Raw genomic sequence first — 20,332 nt, 5'->3', positions numbered from 1 at the left:
TGCGCTGCAGTGCTGTCCGTTCGAAGGGTACGGGTTGCTCCTGCCAGACGGCAAATCACACTTTGCGCATCCGGCATTACCGTTTGGTTATGATTGGCGCGTTTGTGCTCTTATGCCATGACGCCATTCAGCCATTGCGCGATGGCGCTCGAATCCTTCGTCTTTCCATGCCCGATATGTCAGCCAGCTCGCCGTCCGACAATTCGATAGAACGCTTTTTCCGCAGCGGCCTGAAGCTTGGGCACTTGCGCATCCTGGTGACGCTGGGCGAGCTGCGCCAGGTCACGCGGGTGGCTGCGGCGTTCCATGTCACTCAGCCTGCCATTTCCAAGCAGATCGCGGAGATCGAGGAGGCGCTGGGGACGCCGGTCGTGCGCCGCGTGGGCAACGCCGTCGAACTGACGCGCATAGGACGTGTGCTGGTTGAACGCGGGCGCGAGATCCTGCGGCAGATCGAACTGGCGCGGCGCGATGTCACCGCGCTGGCCTCCGGCACGGCGGGCCACGTGAGATTCGGCGCCGTGGTGACGATTCCGCAACCTCTGATCGCGCATGCCGTCGAACTGTTCACGCGGCGAGCGCCGAATGCGTCGTTCTCATTCGTGGAAGCCACGCTAGATCGTTTGCTGAAGATGATGGACGAAGGCAACCTCGACCTGGCCTTGGGCCGCAACCGTGTGACGGGGAATCTTCCAGTGATGCGCCACGAGTCGCTGCATCACGAGCCGTTCGTGTTCGTGGTGGGTACGCGGCATGCTTTGGGCGGCCCAGACACGCCGGTGGCCTGGGAAGACTTGCAGGATGTGCGCTGGATCACGCCCATGCAGGGTTCGCCTGCCTTTGCGACCATGGTCGAAATCCTGGCTGAACATGGCGTGACCCTGTTGCGTCCGACCATCGAGTCGAGCTCATTGGCGCTCAACCTGTCCTTGCTGCGCGACGGGGGGTACGTTTCGATCCTGCCCCTGTCGCTCGCAAGGCGCTACGTGCAGCGCGGAACGATGCGGATGCTGCCGCTGCCGCCATTGGGCCCCCTGGGCGAGGCCATCCTGTACTGGCGCGAAGACACCACGACATCCACCACGCAGCTGTTCGCCGAATGCCTGCGGGAGTCCTCGGCGGAATTGATCGATTCCGCCGGCGCCTAGGGGCCGGCCGCCTTACTTCGGCTCAGACCCGGTCCGTTCCACATAGATCGGGCTGGAATAGATGAAGAAGCCATCCTCGGTTGTGATGCGCAGATACACGGCATTGTCGGAGTCTGTGTGCAGCGGCACGCGCACGCGGGCCTGCATCCGCCGGACCGGGTTCGCGTCCGGCAGGCGATAGACCTGAAGCCGGCGGCGGATGCCGCCATTTTCGACGACAGCCGGCTCCAGCCCGATCCGGTCGACGGCGAGTTCGGTGCGCACGACCGGCGTGTCGATTTTCAGCACTCCGGCGCGCGGATCGCGTAGCCGCACGTCTATGCCGCTGAAACCGCCGGTAGTCAACGAGCGCCAGCTCAGCGTGTCGGGACGAGGCTGCGCCAGGGTCTTGTCCAGGTTCCAGAAATTGATCGTCAGCGGGTCGACGAAGGCGTTGCCTTCTAAGGTCGCGCTGCCGTCCCAAACCGTCTGGCGGCCGCGCCCACGGTACTCGGAGCCTTCCCAGACGATGCGGATGCGGCTGCCGAGCGCGGCCTCGTCGTAGGGGTACAGCGTTTGCACCACGTCCATGCGGTTGCGGACTTCCACGCGTTCGATGGCGCCATGGGTCAGTACCTTGAAGGACAATTCCAGCGAATCGCCGTCGTACGACAGGATGGCGCCCATATCGGCCTGCGTGACGGGCATGTGCGTGACAGGGGCGCCTAGCTTGGGATCGTCGGAATAGCGCTGCGCCGGCCGGTCGAAATGCGCTTGCACGTCAAGATAAGCGCGGCATCCGGTGGTGGCGTAGTGGCGGCGCTGGCGCAGGCACTCGGCAATGGATTCGCGAGTGAGTTTTTCGGCAATCAGACAGCTCAGCCCGCCGTATGCGCCGAACAAGGATGCGCCAGGATGGCTGGCGCCATGCCGGCCCTTGTGTCCGTCGCTATTGGCCAGGATGCCGACGCGGTAGCCCAGCCGGAAAGCGTCCTCCAGCAGCCATTCGAAGGTGCCCCAGTCGGAGTGGATCTCAATGGAGCGTTCCAGCCGCGCGTCGTGCGAGCGGGTAATGTCGGCGTAGCGGCCGCCGATGTGCGCGAACACCACCACGTCCTCGTCCTTCAGCGCGTCGAACAGCGCGTCGGCGTCGTTGGCATCCAGCGGCAAGTCCGACAGGTCGTCGATCAGGGCGTGCGAAGAACGATGGATGGGGCGGCCTTCCTTCAGATACAGCACGTTGCGGTCGCCGCCCAGGCCGGTGTTGCCCGACCATTCATAGCCGGGGAAGATGATGAACGAACCATCCCGGTTGTACTGCGCCGTAAGCTTGTTCAACTGTTCCCAGAACGGCGTGGTGATCTGGAAGTCATTGCCTTGGTGGCTCATCACGTCAAGAAAGGCGCGGTCGCGCGCGAACAGAATCAAATCCTCGGCGGAATTGGTGCCTATGGTTTCCTCGGACTGCCCGTGCAGATCGGCCCAATAGTGCCCGCGTGTACCGCCGCCAGCCTTGACGATGCGGCAGGGCGTGCTTTGCGCCACGGGCAAGCCATCGCGCAGCACCTCGATACGCAGCTCGCCGGGCGCTTCGGCCACCAATCCTTCGAGCCTCGCAGCAAACTCGCCCTCGCGCATCGTGAAGGTTTCGGGCAGGCCGCGCAGCGGCAGGCTGCTGCGCAGGATGAACTCGCCCGCTACCTGGTCGCTGGGGTTGCCCCATTTGTCTTCGCCCTTGAAACCCAGGCTGAAGGGCTCGCCCGCGACGGCCTGGCTGGGCAGAATGGCCTTGTAGGTGACCGCAGGCCCTGCCACCACCGCAATGGTGGGCGAGTGTTCAAGCTCGGTGTAGTTGTAGGTGGCGAAGGCGTCCACCAGCACCTTGAATTCGAAAGTCGGCTCGCTGAACGTCTGCACCCGCATGCCGGGCGAGCCCTGCCGCGTATCGCCGAAGCGCACCACGATGCGATCGCCTTCTTCCAGATAGCCGCGCACCACGCGGATGAACAGCGTCTTGTCCCAGGGGCGAATGTTGCGCTTGCCGTCGTATTCCACCTGCAGAACCGCGCCGTTGGAGGCCTCGACCGTGGTGTAGTTCCAGCCGTCCGGCTGGTCGAACTGTGGCTTGCCCATGTCGCTGGCAAAGCGGTGCACGATCTTGATCGACCCGGTGTCGTCGATGCCAAAGTAACCCGCGGTGTAGGTGAGGGTGAACGACGCGAAGCTGCCCGCTTCGAAGCGGCCCGAAGGTTCGACGATGGCCGATCCCATGCGGTCGGCGGCGTAGGAAGAGTGCGGCATTGCGGTTCCGTGCGGGTTAGGGAAATCCCATCTTAGGGAGCGCGCACCCATATAGCTATAGTATGCAAACTATTCCATCATGACGTCGCTACATGGCTGAGCCGATCGAATCCGTGTCCCTGCGCCAACTGCGGGCGCTAGTCGCTATCGGTGAAACGGCCAGCTTCACCGCCGCGGGTGAACGCCTGGGCCTGTCCCAGCCCTCGGTCAGCCACTTGATCCGCCGCCTGGAAGCCGAAGTCGGCCAGCCGCTGGTCGTGCGTGGCCGCGAGGTCTCCTTGACGCGGGATGGTCAAGCCATGGTCGACGCGGCCCGGCGCGCCATCCTGGCCATCGACAGCTCGATCCAGGAATGCCGCGAGCACTCCGACCTGAAGCAGGGCAAGGTCATGGTCGCCGTGGGCCACGTCAGCGCCGCCACTTTGCTGCCGCACATCCTGATGGAGTTTCGCCAGCGCCATCCCCAGCTCGACCTGATCGTGGTCGACTGCATGGTTCAGCAGATCCGCACCCGGCTGTTTTCGCACGAGGCTGACGTCGGCCTGGGCGCCGTCATGCCGGACGACGACTCCCGCATCATGGTGGAACAGCTGTCGGACAGCGGCGTGGCACTCTTCGCGCGCACGGATCATCCCTTGGCCAGGCTGGACGAGGTGGACGCCAAGGTGCTGGCCGAGTTGCCCTGTATCCAGCTGAACCCGGAAGCGCCTGCGTGGCTCAATATCAGCCGCCGCTTGATCGCCGCCAATATCTATCCGCGCGTGGAACAGCGCGTCGTCCTGCTGTCCACGGCCATCGGCCTGATACAGGCCGGCATGGGCGTGGCCATGCTGCCGCAGATCGCGCGGGGGCAGATGCCCGCCGGCATCAAGGGCATTGCGTTGCGCAATCCGGCGCTGGAATGGCCCATCTCCATCGCGCGGCTGGCCAACTACCCTTTGTCTCCCGCGGCCCAGGCCTTCGTCGCCGTGGTCCGCTCGGTTTCCCAGCGCCTGCGCCGCGACGCCGCCATGCCATGATGGCATGACGCTATAGCAGCCCGCATATTTTTCGGGGCTGCCTCCTCGGATACGCTGCTTGGCATCATGCAAGCCCGCATGGTTTCCATCGCTCGCGCCACCGCGGAGGCATCATGAAAGCACTACTGGGGGTTCTCTTGGCCTGTGCGCCGTTTATCGCGGCGCCGGCCGGCGCGGCGCCGTTTCCGGATCGCCCCATCACCCTGGTGGTGCCGCTGGCGGCGGGCAGTACGGCGGATATCCTGGCGCGTTCCATCCAGCCTGGCTTGAGCCAGCAACTGGGGCAGACGGTGGTCGTCGAGAACAAGCCCGGCGGCGGCGGGCAGATCGCCATGAGCTATGTGGCCAAGGCGCCACCCGACGGTTATACGCTGGTGCTGGGTTCCAACAATACCTGGGCCATCAACCTGGGGCTGTTCTCGAAGCTGTCCTACGATCCGACCAAGGACTTCGTGCCGGTCGCCTATCTGGCGGGCGGCTCCAATGTCTTGGTTGTGCCTTCCGACAGCCCATACCGCTCGGTGCGCGAACTCGTCGCTGCCTTGAAAGCCCAGCCGGGCAAATTGATGTACTCGTCCGGCGGCAACGGCACCACCCATCATCTGTCCGCGGAACTATTACTGTCGATTACCGGGACCCAGGCCTCGCACATTCCCTACCGTGGCGCGCCGCAAGGGGTGGCTGCCGTCATGGCGCATGAGGTCGCCTTCGCGTTTTACAACACGCCCAGCGTGTCCGGCCTCGTCAAGGAAGGCAAGCTGCGCGCGCTGGCGGTCACCGGCGAAGCCCGATCCCCCTTGCTGCCCGACGTGCCCACCATGATGGAAGAGGGCGTGCCGGGCTACGTGATCACCGTCGACCTGGGGTTGATGGCCCCCGCCGGCACGCCGTCGGACGTCGTGGCGAAACTCAACACCGCGGCGCGCAAAGTGATGGACGGCGCCGAGCAGCGCCAGCGGTTGCAGGCATTGGGGTACGAGATCTTCCACGATGGACCGCCCAGCGGGTTGGCGGCTTTCATCAAGGCGGATATCGCTAAATGGGTGCCGCTGGTGCAGCGGTCGGGGGCGAAGGTGGATTGAGCGTACGCGCGGCCTGATTCCTCTGCCTGCCAAAGACCAAGGGCCCCAGCTTACAATTCGCCGGCCCCAACCACCTCAGCAGAGTGAGTCCCGCCTATGTCCGAACACCACCAGTTTCTGTGCCCCCGCGACATGCATTTGCCGCCGCCTGATTGGCGGGCGCAGGAAGCCAAACTGCTGGAAGGCGGATACGTAATGGAACCGCGCGGTGATGCCATTCCGTATCGCGCCCTGTTGAACCTGAGCTTCGACCTGGCCAGCCTCAACGAAGGTTCGTACCAATATCAGGAAGGCCTGCGCACCACGGGAGACGTGATCGCCATGTATGTGCGGGCGGGGCATTTGCCAGCGGATGTGCCGGTACGCCATAACGACACCATGGAAGAAGCCCTGGCGCTGCTGGCTGAGCACGGCATTACGCCGGCGGACCGGTATGCGGATAACGAGAGCAGCGACTGGAACAGCCCGCAGTACTGCCTGGGGCCGGCGGCACGAGCCTATCTGACTGCCGACACGCGGGCTTCCTATGACGCGGACCCCAAGAATTTTCCGTTGATGCTGCTGGCCTATGACGGGCCCGAGCCCCACGTGGCGGTAGGCGAGAATCTGTCCGAGCCTAGCTTGCCGGGGTCAGATGAACTGTTGGAGTCGATGCCGCCGTTCGACTCGCACGTCGATTTCATCGGCGCGGCCTACGAAGATCCGGCCGCGCAATGGCATTGCGCGGAAAATGGCCAGGACTACCGGATACTGGAGCTGGATTGGCAATACAGCCTGGCCATGGGGTTTCGCATGATCCGGACAGAATGGCTGGATGACGGCAGTGCCCGGGGGCTGGCCAGACTGATCGCGGAGCTGACCGGGCAGGCGATGGTTTGCAGTCATCGGCATTTGTGAATGCGGCGTAGGGGATAGGTGCTGGCTGTTATTCCCTTGGTCTCGCAAAGCATAAACCTGCGGTGAGGATGAGAGGTGTCGCTACGGCTGTTCCAGCGGCCACACTTCAACGACGCCGTGCGCGACGGCGCAGGGCGTTTGCGACACCATTGCTATAGCTTCGGCCATGTCGACGGCTTCGATGATGGCGAAGCCAGCCACTGGCAAGGGCGATTTCATGAACGGGCCGGGCGTTGTTTCGACCCGAGTGGCTTCAGGGTTGCGTACTTGTACCGGCTTGCCTGCGACGCCCATCAACACGCCGCTTTTCTGCAATTTTGCGTCGTGTGCATGCGCTGCGTTTCGGATAGCCGCGGGCGCACGATCGTAGCCCGCTTGATCGCCATATCCGATGGTCACGAATTTTGGCATGGACGTCTCCTTAGCGTGGGTGAGATTACGACGGGGTTGCAACGCTCGGTCGATAAAAATGGTGTCAGGCTAAACGGTTATTACGAATTTTGGCATGGAACGTCTCCTTGACGTTGACGTCTGGAACACGTTTACCGATCTGGCGGCGCGGCCGAATCGAACGCCGCTGCCTTGCCGTTGATTGCGGCTTCCAGCGCGCGCATCCAGTCCGTCTTGCCGGCGGCCTGTTCCAGCACGCGGTAACCCACCATCGCCGCGAACAACACCATGGCCTCGGCATCGTCGCCGCCTTGGGCGCGCGTATCCTCGACGAATTGCTTGAATAGCTTTCCGGCGCCGGCCGAGTACGCCAGCGCTGCGTCGCTGTCGGCGGCATCCTGAGCCGCGTGGGGCGCGAATGCCAGCAAGGGACAGCAGCGTTCCGCGCGCCGGTTGCCCAGATACTGCGGCACCAACGCGCCGACCCGGCTTTGCTTGCGTTCATCGGCCCCGTGGAACACCTTTTGCCATGAGGCCGTGGCCTGATCGAACACCGCCGAGACCGCTTGTGCCGCAAGATCATCCTTGGACGCGAAGTGCTTGTAGAAGCCTCCCACCGTCAAGCCGCAATCACGCATCACATCGGCAATCGATACCCCGTCGATGCCGTGCGTGCGGAACAGACGCGCGGCGGCATCCAAAATGCGTTGGCGATTTTCGCCCGCTTTTTCCAGGGATGAGCGGCCCATGATGCCTACTTCCTTCGGAAGCTGACGATCTTGCTGGTCAGCTTCTGCACTTCCTCGCCATCCTGGTTCGAGGTAATGCTCTCGACCAGGACAATGCCGCGATCGGGCTTGCTGCGGGACGGCGTGATGTTCAAGATCGTGCTTTTGACGCTGAGCGTGTCACCCGGCCGGGTAGGCCGTGCCCAACTGATCTCGGCGCCCGCGCCGATCACGCCATCGGCCAGCGGCAAGCTATCGACCAACAAGCGCATCGTGATGGCCACGGTGTGCCAGCCGCTGGCGGCCAGCCCCTGGAATAGGGAGGCCTGGGCTGCCGCTTCATCCAGATGAAAGGGCTGGGGATCGAACTCAGCGGCAAAACGGCGGACTTGATCCGCGTCCAGCCGATGCGTTGCGCTGGTGAATGTGTCGCCGACCGCGAGATCGTCGAGGAACAGCTTGTTGGGGATTCCGGGGGGTGTCATTTGCCGCGTCCTTTCAAGAAGGGAGAAGCGTGGGTCTTGCGTGCTGCTTCTTCTAAATAGATTATTAGTGTAATCTAAATTGCACGCAAACCGCCGGTCATGGCCTGTGGGCAGGCAAGGCGGTCATTTCCCCCTCACGCGCAAGGAGCGCCGACATGCCTTTCGTTCGCATCGATATCCGGAAGAATGATGACCCGCTGTTCGCAAAGAAAATCGGCGAGGTCGTCTACCGCTCGTTGAAGGCAACCATGAACGTTCCCGACAAGGACAACTTCCAGATCCTGAACGAGCATGATGCCGGTCACTTCATCTACGATCCCGCCTACTTCGGGATCGCGCGTACCGACGGGTTGGTTTACATCCAGATAACGCTTAACGAGGGGCGCACGCTGGACCAGAAAAAGCGGCTCTATAAAGCCATAGTCGAGGGGCTCCATACGGAGCTCGCGACCCGGAAAGAGGACGTCTTCATCAGCCTTGTCGAGGTCAAGAAGGAAAACTGGTCCTTCGGCAACGGAGACGCCCAGTACGCCGATTGACCCGCATCGAGCCCGTGGTATTGCGCATGGGCCGCGCCCCGCGCCGCCCCAGCTGGACTGGAACGCGCTCAAACGTGCTATACCGCCGCGCGGCGGCGCGCGACGATAGACGTTTTCCTTGACGCGGAGTCTCGTCGTGTTTGATACCAAAGTGGCAATCATCGTCCGTAATGATCTGGCAGCCTGGCAACGCCTGAATGTGGTCGCCTTTCTTTCCACCGGCCTGGCGTCCGCCGCGCCCGAGATGCTGGGCGCGCCCTATATAGACGCGGCGGGCCGGTCCTACGCCAGCATGTCGGTGCAACCCATACTGGTTTTCGAAGCGGACTTGCCCGGCATTCAGGCCGCGCATCGCACCGCCCTGGATCGCCGGATCACCATCGTTCCCTTTATCCATGCCATGTTCGCCACCGGCCATGAAGAAGCAAACCGGAACGTATTCCGGGCGGAGGACGTCGACCATATGAACTGGGTGGGCATCGCGGTGCGCGGGCCGAAAAAGGCGGTCGACAAGACCGTAAAAGGACTCAAACTGCATCCCTGAAAGGGTTCGGGACGGGAGCCTTGGTTCCTGGCGTTCTCGGTATCATGTCTCTCGGACTTCCCGCGACCTTCCGGAATGGAACATGAAAGCCCTCACATCGCTCACTGTCTTAGGCTTGCTGACCCTCAACCTTTCCGCCAGCCCCGCTGCCGCCGCGGGGTCCATCGCCTACCTGGGTCCCGCCGGCTCCTGGACCCACCAGGCCTGCCTCGACCTCTTTGGCGACAAAGACCTGGTGCCGCTGACTCGCGACGAACTCTTCAAGAGCTACACCGATGGCAAAGTCGAACGCGCCTGCGTTCCGGTCACCACTTCCGTGGTCGGCGTGACGCCGTACCTGGACGCCGTCCTCGACCTGCCCAACGTCACCATCGTCGCTGAATATCCCAAAATGCTCGGCTACAGCCTGCTGGCCAGGCCCGGCGCCAAGCGCGAAGACATCAAGGAAGTCTACGCCCACCCCGTGGCCTTCGAAGAAGTCAAACCCTGGGTGGACCGCGAAATGCCCAATGTCCGCCGCACCGATGCCGCCAGCGGCGGCGCCGCGGCCCAAACCGTCGCCAACAGCCCGAGCCTGGACAAAGCTTCCTTCGGCCCCAAAGTCGGCGCCAGCGTGTACTCCCTGGTGTCGCTGGTGGACGGCATCGAAGAAGGTCCCCATAACGTCACCCGCTGGTGGGTCCTGGGCCGCGACATGCCCGCGCCCAGCGGGAACGATAAAACCTCGCTGCTGCTGAATACCTCCGACGATAAGTTTGGCGCTACGCTTGCGGCGCTGACTGCTTCCGGTGTGCAAGTCCTGACCCTCTACGAACGCCCCAGCAAGAAAACCCTGGACACGCATCGCTACTTGATCGAGGTTGCCGGGCATGCCAAAGAAGGGAAGCTGGCGGAGTTCTTGGCGAAGAATGGGGAGTTCCGGGTGCTGGGGTCTTATCCCAGGAAATAAACGATCGCCGCTTCAGAGACGGAGCCCCCATCGCATGCGGCATCCTTTTGTCGTGGGCACAACCATTTGCCCGGGCAGGATCAGGCGAGAATTCGAATATGTATAATGAGATCAATTCTCATTGCATTCAACCTTCCACTGTCCTGTCCTCATGCCAGCCCAGGATCCCCCTGTTACCGATGATTTGGCCGGGCTGTATGTCGAGCACAGCTCATGGCTACAAGGCTGGCTGCGCAGGCGGCTGGGCGACACGTTCGCGGCAGCCGACCTGACGCAAGACACTTTTCTAAGTTTGCTGGACCGCAAGACCGCTGCCGTCGATATCCGGAAGCCGCGCCCCTTCCTGGCAACGATTGCCGGTCGGCTCCTCGCTCACCGGCACCGGCGGCAATTGCTCGAAACCGCTTACCTCGAAGCTCTGGCGTGCTTGCCAGAGGAAGTAGCCCCATCGCCGGAGGCGCGGCTGATGGCTGTCGAGAGCCTGCAGCAGATCGACCGCGTGCTCGATGGCCTGCCTTTCAAGGTGCGAGAGGCCTTTCTGTTGGCGCACCTGGTTGAATTGAGCTACAGCGAGATTGCCGAGCGCCTGGGGACCTCGACCAGTTCGGTGAAGCAATATCTGACCCGGGCCAACCGCGAATGCATGTTCGCGCTGGCTGTCTGACGTCATGGCCTCCCATGGAGATACGCTGACCCTGCCCAGCGGCCGGGTCATCAGCCGGGCCACCGCGGATGCTGCCGCGGACTGGCTCACCCTGCTGATGTCCGGAGAGGCTGGCGACGAGCAGCAACGCCTATGGCGCCAATGGCGCCAGGCGCATGTCGACCACGAGGCTGCGTGGCAGCATGTCGAGGCCGTCACGGGCCGGATGAAATCCCTGGAAGGCGCTTCGGCCTATGCCGCGCTGTCGTCCGCCGCCACGAGCGCTCAGCCGGCCTCCGCCGCCCGCCGGCGGGCTACCCGTATGCTGCTGTGGGGCGGCCTGGCCACCGGGGCAGGGCTCTTGGTTTCTCGCACCGGCACCTGGCAGGCCACTATGGCCGACTATCGCAGCAGCACTGGCGAGCAACGCAACTTCACCCTGTCGGACGGCACCCGGTTGACGCTCAACACGGACAGTGCGGTGAATCTGCGTTTCGATGCAAGCCAGCGCTGCATCCTGCTGGTGGCGGGCGAGATCATGATCGCCACTCGCCATGAGCCGAGGCCGGCCGATCCACGGCCGCTGCTGGTGACGACGGCAGAAGGCAGCATCCGCTCGCTGGGCACCCGGTTCACCGTGAGGCAGCGCGCCGGTAGGACCGGCGTGGCGGTTCTGGAGAGCGCTGTCGAAATTTCTCCCTGGGCCGGGCGTGCCAGTGCGCGACTGCTGCATGCCGGCGAGCAGACCCTGTTCAGCCGCAACGCGGTCGACGCGCCTCGCTCGGTCGATGAGCACACGGATGCCTGGACACGAGGCCAGTTGGTGGCCGACGAGCAGAGGCTGGGCGACTTCCTGGCCGAACTGGGGCGCTACCGGCCGGGCGTACTGCGCGTGGATCCGCAGGTCGCGGACCTGCGCCTTTCGGGTGTATTCCCCCTGGCCGACACGGATCACATCCTGGGCACGCTGCCCAGCGTGCTGCCGGTACGCGTGCAGTGGCGCACCCGCTTCTGGGCGACGGTGGGGCCGGCGGGTTGAAGCCACGGGAAAAAATATTTCTCGCATCGACTGCCCGATCGGCATTCTCGCGGCACCTACCTTACGAGGGACCGGAATTTCTGGAGGTCCAATCAAGAGGAAGAACATGCCGAACCTGCACCGCGCCCAAGATTCGGGGCGGCCCCATCCATCTCCTATTGCGTTTGCTGTCCTGGCGCTGACCCTCGCCCTGGCAGCTGGCGCCACGGCTCCCGCGCGTGCCCAGGGCGCCGCGGCCGTTGCCGGCTCCGCCGCGTCCGACTTCAGGATTGCCCCCGGGCCGCTGGCTCCGGCGTTGCGTCAGCTGGCCAGCACGGCCAACATCCTGTTGACCTTCACTGCCGAGCAAACCGACGGTAAACACACGGCCGGCGTGAGCGGACGATATTCAGCCAGCGGCGCGCTGGCGCTATTGCTTGCCGGCAGCGGCCTTCAGGCCGTGCAACTGGACAATGGCGCCTTCGTGTTGCGTGTCGACAATACCGTGGCGCCGCAAGCGTCCGCCACCACGCTGCCCCTGGTCACGGTGGTCGGCGCAACGGCGGCCGATGGCACGACCGAGGGGACAGAGTCGTACACCACCGGCAGCATGAGCACGGCCACCCGGCTAAACCTGTCCATGCGCGAGACGCCGCAGTCGGTCACCGTCATCACCAGCCAGCGCATGCAGGATCAGGGCCTGAAGACGGTCAATGACGTGGTGCAGGCCGCTCCCGGCCTGACCTACCGGCGCTTCGGGCCGGAGCGCGCTTCCTTCTATGCGCGCGGCATGTACGTGGACAACATCATGTACGACGGCCTGCCGGTGGGCCTGGACAGCTCCAACCTGTCGCAGGACCTCCTGGCCACCGACATGGCCATTTACGACCGGGTGGAGATCGTGCGCGGCGCCACCGGACTGGTGCAGGGCGCGGGCAACCCGTCGGCCGCCATTAACCTGGTGCGCAAACGGCCGACCGAGGCGCCGCAGGTGTCCCTCGGCGTGAGCGCGGGAAGCTGGGACCGCTATAGGGCTGAATTGGATGCCTCCGGTCCGCTATCGGAGGACGGCAGTCTGCGCGGCCGCGCGGTCGTCGCCGCTCAGGACTACGGAAGCTACAAGCGCGGCGAAAGCAGCGACGGCCAGACCTTCTACGGGATTCTGGAGAAGGATCTGAATGCCTCCACCACGCTTACGCTCAGCGCGCTGCACCAGGAAAACCGCCTGCACGGCAATGGATTCACCGGTCTTCCGGTAGGCCGCGATGGCAGCGATCTGGGCTTGCCCCGATCCACCTCCTACGCCAATGACTGGGAGCATTGGAACAAAACCACGAACTCGGCCTTCCTGGGGCTGGACCACCGATTCGACAATGGCTGGCGGATGCACCTCTCGGCCTACTATGCCCAGGCCGATGTCGACATGCTGGGCCATTACCTCAGCTACAGCATCGCCACCGGCAAGTACAGCCAGCTGGGTGCGCGCAACGCCCACAAAGAAAAGCAAAGCAGCGTGGATCTGTATGCCAACGGGCCCTTCGATCTGTTGGGCCGCACGCACGAGCTGGTACTGGGTGCCAGCTACCGCAACGTTGATTTCGACGGGGACAGCCGTCAAGGCCTGGTACTCAACAGCAACCTTGACCTCTACAACTTCGATCCGAGCGCCGTTGCCAAACCCAATATTCCGCTGCGGGACTGGATGGACGCCAAAATCTCCCAGCAAAGCGTGTACGCCACCACGCGCCTGAATTTGGCCGACCGGCTGAAGCTGATACTGGGCGGGCGGCTGGACTGGTTCGGGTACGACGACACCGTCAACACCTATCCGAACTTCGCCTCCAACACGCCATCCGTCAGCGCGCATAACCGCTACAGCGTCAACAACCAACTGACCAAGTATGCCGGCCTGGTCTTCGATCTGAACGATCAGCACTCCCTCTACGCCAGTTACACCGATATCTTCAAGCCCCAGAACTACCTGGACGCCAGCAACAATCTGCTGGATCCGGTGGTGGGCAACAACTACGAAATCGGTATCAAGGGCGAGTACTTTGGCGGTGCGCTGAATGCTTCGGCGGCGGTGTTCCGCATGGACCAGAAGAACCGTGCCTTCCGCAGCACCGACCAGACCCAATGCGCCGGCTACCCGACCGTGGCCTGCTATTCGGCTGCCGGCGAGGTGCGCAGCCAGGGTGTGGAGTTTGAGTTGCAGGGCGCCATTACACCCAACTGGCAGGTAGGTTTGGGGCACACGGTAGCCATCGCGCGCTATCGCAAGGATGCGAACCCCAGCAATGTGGGCGAGCTTTTCGACACCGACACGCCACGACACCTGTTCAAGCTGACGACCATGTACCGACTGCCCGGCGATCTGCACCGCTGGCGCATTGGAGGCTCGATCTACCGTCAGGACCGCATCTACAACCAGGGCACCACTAGCGGTGTGCCGTTCCGCATTACCCAGGGCGCCTACACCGTGACCGATCTGGTGGTGGGCTGGCAGGCGACACCGAAGCTGGACGTGCAGCTCAACATCAATAACGTATTTGACAAGAAGTACTACAACGCGCTGTCCGGCAGCGTAAGCTTCCCGAGCAACGTGTATGGCGAGCCACGCAACGCAATGTTGTCGGCGCGCTACCAGTTCTGATGGGCAGCGGCATGCGTGGCGCGCTGGTCGTGCTGCACCGCTGGTGCGGCCTGTTCATCGCTGGATTCCTGTTCGTCGCAGGGTTGACGGGCGCGGTGATCGCCTGGGATCACGAAATCGACGAATGGGTTAATCCCGGGCTGTTCCAGGCCGCCTCCGGTGCGACGGACAGCCCGCTGCCGCCTTTGGCGCTGGCGCGTCGGGCCGAGGCGGATGATCCGCGCCTGCGGGTCAGCTTCCTGCCGCTGGCGCTGGAGCCAGGCCATACGGCGATGCTGGGTGTCGCCGCGCGCATCGATCCCGTCACAGGCGCGCCGTACGCCCTCGGCTTCAACCAACTGGCCCTGGACCCGGCCACGGGCCACGCCCAGGGACGGCGGCAATGGGGCCAGATATCGCTGTCGCGCGAAAACCTGCTGCCTTTTCTCTACAAGTTGCACTACACCATGCATATTCCCAAAGGCTGGGGTATCGACTTTGGCGTTTGGCTGATGGGCGTGGTGTCGGCGGTCTGGATCGTCGATTGCTTCCTGGCGCTGTGTATCTCGTTTCCCAGCGCGAAAACCTGGCGCAAGTCGTTGAGCTTCCGGCTGCGCCAGGGCGGCGCCAAGCTCAATTTCGATGTCCATCGCTCCGGCGGCGTGTGGGTATGGGGTCTGTTGCTGATGCTGGCTGTGACCTCGGTGTCGCTGAATCTGGGAACGCAAATAATGCGGCCGCTGGTGTCGGTATTCTCGCCCCTGACGCCCTCGCCATTCCAGTTGCGTCAGGGCAGTCGCGAGCGGGAACTGGCCGAACCGCTGTTGAGCCGAGAACAGATCCTCGCGATCGCCGAGGCCGAGGGCCGCCAGCGTGGCTGGGCCGCTCCCCCTGGGTCCATCTTCTATGCGCAGCGCTTCGGCATCTACGGCGTGACGTTCTTCACGCCGGACAATGACCGGGACGACAATGGCTTGGGCAACGAGGTCCTCCACCTGGATGGGGGCACGGGTGCGATTCTCGGCGTAAAGGTGCCGGGGGAGGGCACCTGGGGCGACGTCTTCATGCAGGCGCAATTGCCCTTGCACTCCGGCCGGCTGCTGGGCACGCCGGGGCGAGTATTGATGTCGCTGATGGGACTAGCCGTCGCGGCACTGAGCGTGACCGGTCTGGTGATTTGGGTGCGCAAGCGCCGGGCGCGAAGGGTGAACCAGCTGCGGGGAACGTTCAACGCGCGTTGGCAATAACGCCGCGAGCTCATGCGCATCCCGCACGTGATCTGCGGGAAATGGGTCTGAGGTTTCCCCACGAATTCATTGCCGTCTTCCAAGGAGTTCGGTGGAGCCCAATGATGATTGCAAGAGCCCAAGAACTGAGATTCCGGTCAAGGCCATAGCCCGCTCGGTACAAACGACTGCCCCGAGCCTAAGCAACGAGATGGTCGACCTATCTTTCCGATCCCCAGGGTGCGACCCGCAATGCGGTAGGGCGCAAGCCTTTATCGGACTCCTCCTATTTCCCCTTTTCGGGGGCTCACATACAACAGGAGGTCCGTTGTTCGAACCCTGATGCCGCCGCCGCGCGCCTGCATTTCCCCCCACTACGCATGATGTCCAAGTTTCGCTCCCTGATCATCTGGTCCGTCGTCTTCACGCAAGTCTGCTCGCCTGTGCTTGCGCAGACCCTGCCGATTTCGGTGGACAGGAGCGTGCCTGGCGCAAAGCCTTCGGTGGGCGTCAGCAACGGCGTGCCCGTCATCAATATTGCGCCGCCTTCCGCGGGCGGTGTTTCCAATAACCGCTACACGCAATTCAACGTCGGCCCGTCCGGCGCGGTGCTCAACAACAGCGGCGGGCCCAGCCAGACGCAGCTGGCCGGCCAGGTGGGCGGCAACCCCATGCTGGGCAACCAGCGCGCCCGGACCATCCTCAACCAGGTCACCGCGCCCAATCCTTCGCAGCTGTTGGGCACGCTGGAAGTGGCCGGCAACCGCGCCAACGTGATCGTCGCCAACCCCGCGGGCATCACGTGCAACGGCTGCGGCTTCTTGAACGCGGACCGTGCCACGCTGACCACGGGCAAGCCCCGGGTGGGGGCCGAAGGCGGCATCGGCTTCGATATCGCGGCGGGCGAGATCCACGTCGACGGCGCGGGCTTGAACGGCGCCAATCTCAGCCAGGTAGACCTCTTGGCGCGCACGCTGCAAATCAATGCGGACGTCTGGGCAGACCGGCTCAACATAAGCGCGGGCGCGGCGCGGGTCGACTACGCATCGGGGTCCGTCTCAGCCCAGGCTGGGCAAGGCGCGGCGCCCGAGCTCGCCCTGGACACCGCGGCGCTGGGCGGCATGTACGCCAACAGCGTGCGCCTGATCGGCACCGAGGCCGGGGTGGGCGTGAACATCGGCGGCAATCTGGTGGCGCTGACGGGCGACCTGCAGCTCACTGCCGCGGGCGACGTGCGCATCGCGCCGCGCGGCGCCACGCAGGCGGCCGGCAATCTGCGCCTGGATAGCGGCCGCGACCTGACCGTGCAAGGCACGGCGCAGGCGGGCGGGGCCGTCGCGCTCGCTGCCGCGCGCGACGTCTCCGTTCAAGGCGCTGTCGGCGCGGGCGCGTCCTTGAGCATGGAGGCCGGTGGCGACGCGTCGGTCGGGGCGCAGGGCAGCTTGCGCACGCGAGGCGCCTTGCGCGTGGCGGCCGGCAAGGATCTCGCCTTGTCGTCGGACCTGCTGACTTCGGATCAAAACGTGCGCGTGCAATCTGGGCGCAACCTGATGGTGGCGGGCGGCGCGGCAGTGCCGCCTATCGGCCAGGGGGCAATCGCGGGTGGAGGAGCCGGCGAGGATGCGGGTTCGGGGTCGGGTTCGCGTTCGGGTTCGGGCACGACCTCGGGCGCGAGCTCGGGCACCGGCTCCAGCACCCATGCCGGCGGGGAATCCGGCAAGCCCCCCGAGCCGGCGGCTCCTGGCGATCAAGACGGCGGTGCTTCCGTGGCGGGGGGCGTGGTGTCCGCCAAGGACGGCATCACGCTGCTGGCGGGGCGCGACTTGCGCTTGTCGCGTCAGGTATACGCCTCGGGCACGGTGCAGATGCTGGCTGGCGCGGACGCCGTCTCCGACGCCGGCACGCAGTTGCGGGCCGGCGGTGGCCTGACGGTACGCGCCGGCGAGGACGTGGCGCTGGCCGGTGCGGCCGTGGCCGATGGCGCGGTGCGCATCGAGGCGGCGCGCGGCTTGCGCCTGGACGGCAGCGCGCTGGCCCATGTCGGTCCCCTGGACCTTAAAAGCGGGGGTGACCTGCGCCTGGGCGCGGGTGGCCAACTGCAAGGCCGGGGCGTGCGCACTGACGCCGGGCGCGATCTGGTTCTGGATGGCGTCCTCGCCTCCATGGCCGACGCGGACCTGCGCGCGCGGCGCAATCTCCACGCCAACGGCAAGGCGGTCGCCAACGGCACCCTGCGCGCGGACGCGGCAGGGAACCTGACCATAGGCGAAGCGGGGCTCGCGCAAGGCAGCTCGCGGCTGCAGCTGGGCGCGGGCCAGGACCTGCGCATCGCAGGCATCGCAGGTACCGCAGGCACCGCCGCGGGTGCCGGGGTTGGTGCCCGCACTGTGGGCGGAGCTCTCCAGGCTGCCCGCACGGCGGGCGGCATCTTGCAGGCCCAGGCGGGCCGCGACCTATTCATCACCGGCACGGCAACCGCCGGCTCGCCCATCGTCCTGGGCGCGCAGCGCGACATTCGCCTTGACGGCATCGCCACGGCGCTGGAAGGCGATCTGACGGCCGACGCCGGCGCGAACCTGCGAGTCGGCGCGGCGGGCAGGTTGCAGGCCTCGGACAGCCTGAATGCCCGCGCAGGCGCAGACCTGGAATCCGATGGCGTCATTGCCGCGGGCGGTGGCCTGGCGCTTGCCGCAAGGGGAGACATCCTGCTGGGCGGCGTCGTGGCGGCGCTGGGCGAACGCGCGGCGGGCAATGCGACCCTCAACGCCAAAGGCGATCTCGTCGTGAAGCAGGGCGGGCAGGTCCAGGCCGCTGGCACGCTGACTGCCCGTGCCAAGCGCGATTTAAGCGTGATTGGCGCCTTGAGCTCGGTTGACGAGTTGCGCATGGACGCTGCACGTCGCGCGTGGGTGGACGGCTTCGCCGCCACCCACGCCAATCTGACGCTGACGGGCCGCGACGTGACAGTCGGGCCGAGTGGGGCGGCGCAGGCCGGCGGCAAGCTGACCGCCAGCGCGCAAGGCGCGCTGCAGGCGACCGGACGCCTGCTGGCGGGCGGCTCGCAATCGCTGGCTGCGGGCGATAGCCTCACGGTTGACGGCACGGTGGCCGCCTTGCAGGGCGATCTGTCATTGCATGCCCGGCGCGGCGACCTGGCGCTGGGCGCGGCCTCGCACCTGCAGGCGGCAGCCACGTTGACGGCGCAAGCGGCAGGCGCGTTGACCGCGCTCGGCTCGGCTGCCGCGGAACAAGGCATGACCTTGCGGGCCGGCACGGACGCCACGCTGGGCGGCATCATCGCCACGCAGGCTGGCAACCTTGTCGTCAGCGCCGCGGACAAGCTCGCCGTCACGGCGGACAGCCGCCTGCAGGCCGGCGCGGCGCTGGATCTGAGCGCGGGCGGCGCGCTGCTTAACGCGGGCGTTGCTTCGGCGGACACGCAGGCCAAGGTGCGGGCCGGATCCGCGCTGGACAACGCCGGCTCGGTGCTGGCAGGCGGTGACCTGATCGCCACCGCCTCAGGCTCACTTTCCAACGCGGGCCGTTTCGTGGCCGGGGTGGGCGCCGATGGCGCGCTCAACCAGCCGGGCAGCATCACGCTGACTGCGGACGCCATTGTTCATGGCGGCACCAGCCTTGCCGGCACGGATCTGAGCCTGTCTGCGGGTGGATTGAATCTGGCGGACGGCAAGCTGTCCGCGATAGGGAAGGTCGCCCTGTCGACGCCGGGCGACGTGGACAGCCGTGATGCGGTCGTTCAGGGCGGCGCTTTGGACATCGCTGCCGCCAATCTTTTCAACCAGCGCGGCAAACTGACCACAATGGCCGGCGCCGCGATCAAGGTCGATGACGAGCTGGACACCTCCGGCGGAGTGATCGCCGCCGCCGGCAATGCGCGCATCGAGGCGGCGCGTCTCGTCAACCGCGAGGGCACGCTCGCCGCCCATGACCTTGCCATCACCGCCACCGGCGCGCTGGACAACCGCGGCGGCCTGATCCAGGCCGACAACACGCTGGCCCTGAACGCGGCCAGCCTCGACAACCGCGGCCCAGGCGCCGCCGGTCTTGGCAACCGCAGCATCCCGGACGCCGCCAGGCCGCCGACAGGCGTGCTCGGCAAGGTGGCCTCCCTCATGGCGGACCGCATCGACAACCGGTCGGGGGATATCCGGGCCGTTGAAGCCCTGAGCCTGACCTCCTCCCACTTGGACAACACCGGCGGCCAGATCGCCTCCCTGGGCGATTCGCGCATCGTCGCCGACACGCTCAGGAACTCTCGCGGCCAGCTGCACGCGAACCGGACCCTGACTGTCATCGTGCAAGCGCTGCAAGGAGTCGGATCGCTGCAATCCGCGGGCGACCTGGGGTTGCAACACGCGGGATCCCTGGACCAGGACGGGGATATCTCCAGTGGCCGAGACCTGAGCCTCGTGATCGGCGGGGCCCTGGATAACCGCACCCGCGTCCGTGCCGGCCGCGACTTGAGCATTACGGCGGATTCGCTGAACAACCAGGCATCGGGCGCCTTGCTGGCCAGAGGCGTGAACACCATCGCGGTGGCGCAGGGCCTGACCAACGCCGGCCTCATCGACGGCGGCTCGACCCGAATCACCGCAGGCCACGTCGACAATATCGGCCGCATCTACGGCGATGCCGTGTCGATCCAGGCGGGCGCGCTGGTCAACGGCGCGGATGGGGGAGGCAGCGGCGGGGCGGTCATCGCCTCGCGTGCCGACCTGGACCTGGGGGTGG

16 protein-coding genes are annotated in these 20,332 nt (G+C 65.2%); 12 read left to right on the top strand and 4 right to left on the bottom strand.

Annotated elements, in window-relative coordinates; genetic code table 11:
- The first annotated feature begins 176 nt into the window (after positions 1–176).
- Positions 177–1,148 carry a LysR family transcriptional regulator gene (locus CEY08_RS17875; protein WP_076817750.1) on the top strand — a complete coding sequence of 324 codons (972 nt, stop codon included), beginning with the start codon at positions 177–179 and terminating at the stop codon, positions 1,146–1,148.
- Positions 1,149–1,160: 12 nt separating this feature from the next.
- Here the strand turns inward: CEY08_RS17875 and CEY08_RS17870 are convergent, their stop codons facing one another.
- Positions 1,161–3,428, bottom strand: a complete 2,268-nt coding sequence (locus CEY08_RS17870; protein ID WP_076814135.1) for a DUF3604 domain-containing protein — start codon at positions 3,426–3,428, stop codon at positions 1,161–1,163.
- 92 nt (positions 3,429–3,520) lie between these two features.
- Here CEY08_RS17870 and CEY08_RS17865 point away from each other — a divergent pair, with 92 nt between their 5' ends.
- The 3 genes from CEY08_RS17865 (at position 3,521) to CEY08_RS17855 (ending at position 6,426) form a co-directional block, all read left to right on the top strand.
- The gene (locus CEY08_RS17865) at positions 3,521–4,447 is read left to right on the top strand and encodes a LysR family transcriptional regulator (protein WP_042793965.1); all 927 of its coding nucleotides are present in this window, start codon (positions 3,521–3,523) and stop codon (positions 4,445–4,447) included.
- Positions 4,448–4,560: 113 nt separating this feature from the next.
- A complete protein-coding gene (locus CEY08_RS17860; RefSeq protein WP_063642509.1) occupies positions 4,561–5,529 on the top strand; it encodes a Bug family tripartite tricarboxylate transporter substrate binding protein in 969 nt (322 codons plus the stop codon).
- Positions 5,530–5,625: 96 nt separating this feature from the next.
- Positions 5,626–6,426 carry a hypothetical protein gene (locus CEY08_RS17855; protein WP_076814133.1) on the top strand — a complete coding sequence of 267 codons (801 nt, stop codon included), beginning with the start codon at positions 5,626–5,628 and terminating at the stop codon, positions 6,424–6,426.
- 81 nt (positions 6,427–6,507) lie between these two features.
- Here the strand turns inward: CEY08_RS17855 and CEY08_RS17850 are convergent, their stop codons facing one another.
- The 3 genes from CEY08_RS17850 to CEY08_RS17840 all read right to left on the bottom strand — a co-directional run bounded on the left by CEY08_RS17850 (position 6,508) and on the right by CEY08_RS17840 (position 8,029).
- Positions 6,508–6,837, bottom strand: a complete 330-nt coding sequence (locus CEY08_RS17850; protein ID WP_076814131.1) for a YciI family protein — start codon at positions 6,835–6,837, stop codon at positions 6,508–6,510.
- 131 nt (positions 6,838–6,968) lie between these two features.
- On the bottom strand, positions 6,969–7,565 hold the full coding sequence (locus tag CEY08_RS17845) for a TetR/AcrR family transcriptional regulator (RefSeq protein WP_076814128.1): 597 nt from the start codon (positions 7,563–7,565) through the stop codon (positions 6,969–6,971).
- A 5-nt stretch (positions 7,566–7,570) separates the two neighbouring features.
- Positions 7,571–8,029, bottom strand: coding sequence for a MaoC family dehydratase (locus tag CEY08_RS17840; protein ID WP_076814126.1), 459 nt, complete (start codon positions 8,027–8,029; stop codon positions 7,571–7,573).
- A gap of 155 nt (positions 8,030–8,184) precedes the next feature.
- On the opposite strand from CEY08_RS17840, the gene CEY08_RS17835 reads away from it, so the two are divergent.
- The 8 genes from CEY08_RS17835 to CEY08_RS17800 all read left to right on the top strand — a co-directional run.
- Positions 8,185–8,568 (top strand): tautomerase family protein, encoded by a 384-nt coding sequence (locus CEY08_RS17835; RefSeq protein ID WP_063960843.1) that lies wholly within the window; start codon positions 8,185–8,187, stop codon positions 8,566–8,568.
- Between the two features lie 136 nt (positions 8,569–8,704).
- Positions 8,705–9,112 (top strand): DUF2000 domain-containing protein, encoded by a 408-nt coding sequence (locus tag CEY08_RS17830; RefSeq protein WP_076814124.1) that lies wholly within the window; start codon positions 8,705–8,707, stop codon positions 9,110–9,112.
- A gap of 82 nt (positions 9,113–9,194) precedes the next feature.
- Positions 9,195–10,061: a prephenate dehydratase gene (locus tag CEY08_RS17825; protein ID WP_076814116.1), complete on the top strand. Its 867-nt coding sequence runs from the start codon at positions 9,195–9,197 to the stop codon at positions 10,059–10,061.
- A 151-nt stretch (positions 10,062–10,212) separates the two neighbouring features.
- Positions 10,213–10,725: a sigma-70 family RNA polymerase sigma factor gene (locus CEY08_RS17820; protein WP_042793959.1), complete on the top strand. Its 513-nt coding sequence runs from the start codon at positions 10,213–10,215 to the stop codon at positions 10,723–10,725.
- Positions 10,726–10,729: 4 nt separating this feature from the next.
- A complete protein-coding gene (locus tag CEY08_RS17815) occupies positions 10,730–11,743 on the top strand; it encodes a FecR domain-containing protein (RefSeq protein ID WP_076814107.1) in 1,014 nt (337 codons plus the stop codon).
- 106 nt (positions 11,744–11,849) lie between these two features.
- Positions 11,850–14,375, top strand: coding sequence for a TonB-dependent siderophore receptor (locus tag CEY08_RS17810; protein WP_076814106.1), 2,526 nt, complete (start codon positions 11,850–11,852; stop codon positions 14,373–14,375).
- Positions 14,375–15,601, top strand: coding sequence for a PepSY-associated TM helix domain-containing protein (locus CEY08_RS17805; protein ID WP_197723199.1), 1,227 nt, complete (start codon positions 14,375–14,377; stop codon positions 15,599–15,601). Before CEY08_RS17810 ends, CEY08_RS17805 begins: the two co-directional genes overlap by 1 nt.
- Positions 15,602–15,960: 359 nt before the next feature.
- On the top strand, positions 15,961–20,332 hold a 4,372-nt coding region (locus CEY08_RS17800; protein WP_141099895.1), incomplete at its 3' end, for a two-partner secretion domain-containing protein.

Source organism: Achromobacter insolitus, from assembly GCF_002209555.1.
Lineage (GTDB): Bacteria > Pseudomonadota > Gammaproteobacteria > Burkholderiales > Burkholderiaceae_B > Achromobacter > Achromobacter insolitus.
The sequence above is the reverse complement of the archived record's forward strand: the minus strand, read 5'-3'. Positions and strand labels throughout refer to the sequence as shown.

Bases quoted from the DNA above. Each gene is read 5' to 3' on its own strand.
- CEY08_RS17845 (WP_076814128.1), bottom strand. From the start codon at position 7,565: ATGGGCCGCTCATCCCTGGAAAAAGCGGGCGAAAATCGCCAACGCATT.
- CEY08_RS17860 (WP_063642509.1), top strand. From the start codon at position 4,561: ATGAAAGCACTACTGGGGGTTCTCTTGGCCTGTGCGCCGTTTATCGCG.
- CEY08_RS17810 (WP_076814106.1), top strand. From the start codon at position 11,850: ATGCCGAACCTGCACCGCGCCCAAGATTCGGGGCGGCCCCATCCATCT.
- CEY08_RS17825 (WP_076814116.1), top strand. From the start codon at position 9,195: ATGAAAGCCCTCACATCGCTCACTGTCTTAGGCTTGCTGACCCTCAAC.
- CEY08_RS17805 (WP_197723199.1), top strand. From the start codon at position 14,375: ATGGGCAGCGGCATGCGTGGCGCGCTGGTCGTGCTGCACCGCTGGTGC.
- CEY08_RS17870 (WP_076814135.1), bottom strand. From the start codon at position 3,428: ATGCCGCACTCTTCCTACGCCGCCGACCGCATGGGATCGGCCATCGTC.
- CEY08_RS17840 (WP_076814126.1), bottom strand. From the start codon at position 8,029: ATGACACCCCCCGGAATCCCCAACAAGCTGTTCCTCGACGATCTCGCG.
- CEY08_RS17820 (WP_042793959.1), top strand. From the start codon at position 10,213: ATGCCAGCCCAGGATCCCCCTGTTACCGATGATTTGGCCGGGCTGTAT.
- CEY08_RS17850 (WP_076814131.1), bottom strand. From the start codon at position 6,837: ATGCCAAAATTCGTGACCATCGGATATGGCGATCAAGCGGGCTACGAT.
- CEY08_RS17835 (WP_063960843.1), top strand. From the start codon at position 8,185: ATGCCTTTCGTTCGCATCGATATCCGGAAGAATGATGACCCGCTGTTC.
- CEY08_RS17815 (WP_076814107.1), top strand. From the start codon at position 10,730: ATGGCCTCCCATGGAGATACGCTGACCCTGCCCAGCGGCCGGGTCATC.
- CEY08_RS17865 (WP_042793965.1), top strand. From the start codon at position 3,521: ATGGCTGAGCCGATCGAATCCGTGTCCCTGCGCCAACTGCGGGCGCTA.
- CEY08_RS17875 (WP_076817750.1), top strand. From the start codon at position 177: ATGTCAGCCAGCTCGCCGTCCGACAATTCGATAGAACGCTTTTTCCGC.
- CEY08_RS17855 (WP_076814133.1), top strand. From the start codon at position 5,626: ATGTCCGAACACCACCAGTTTCTGTGCCCCCGCGACATGCATTTGCCG.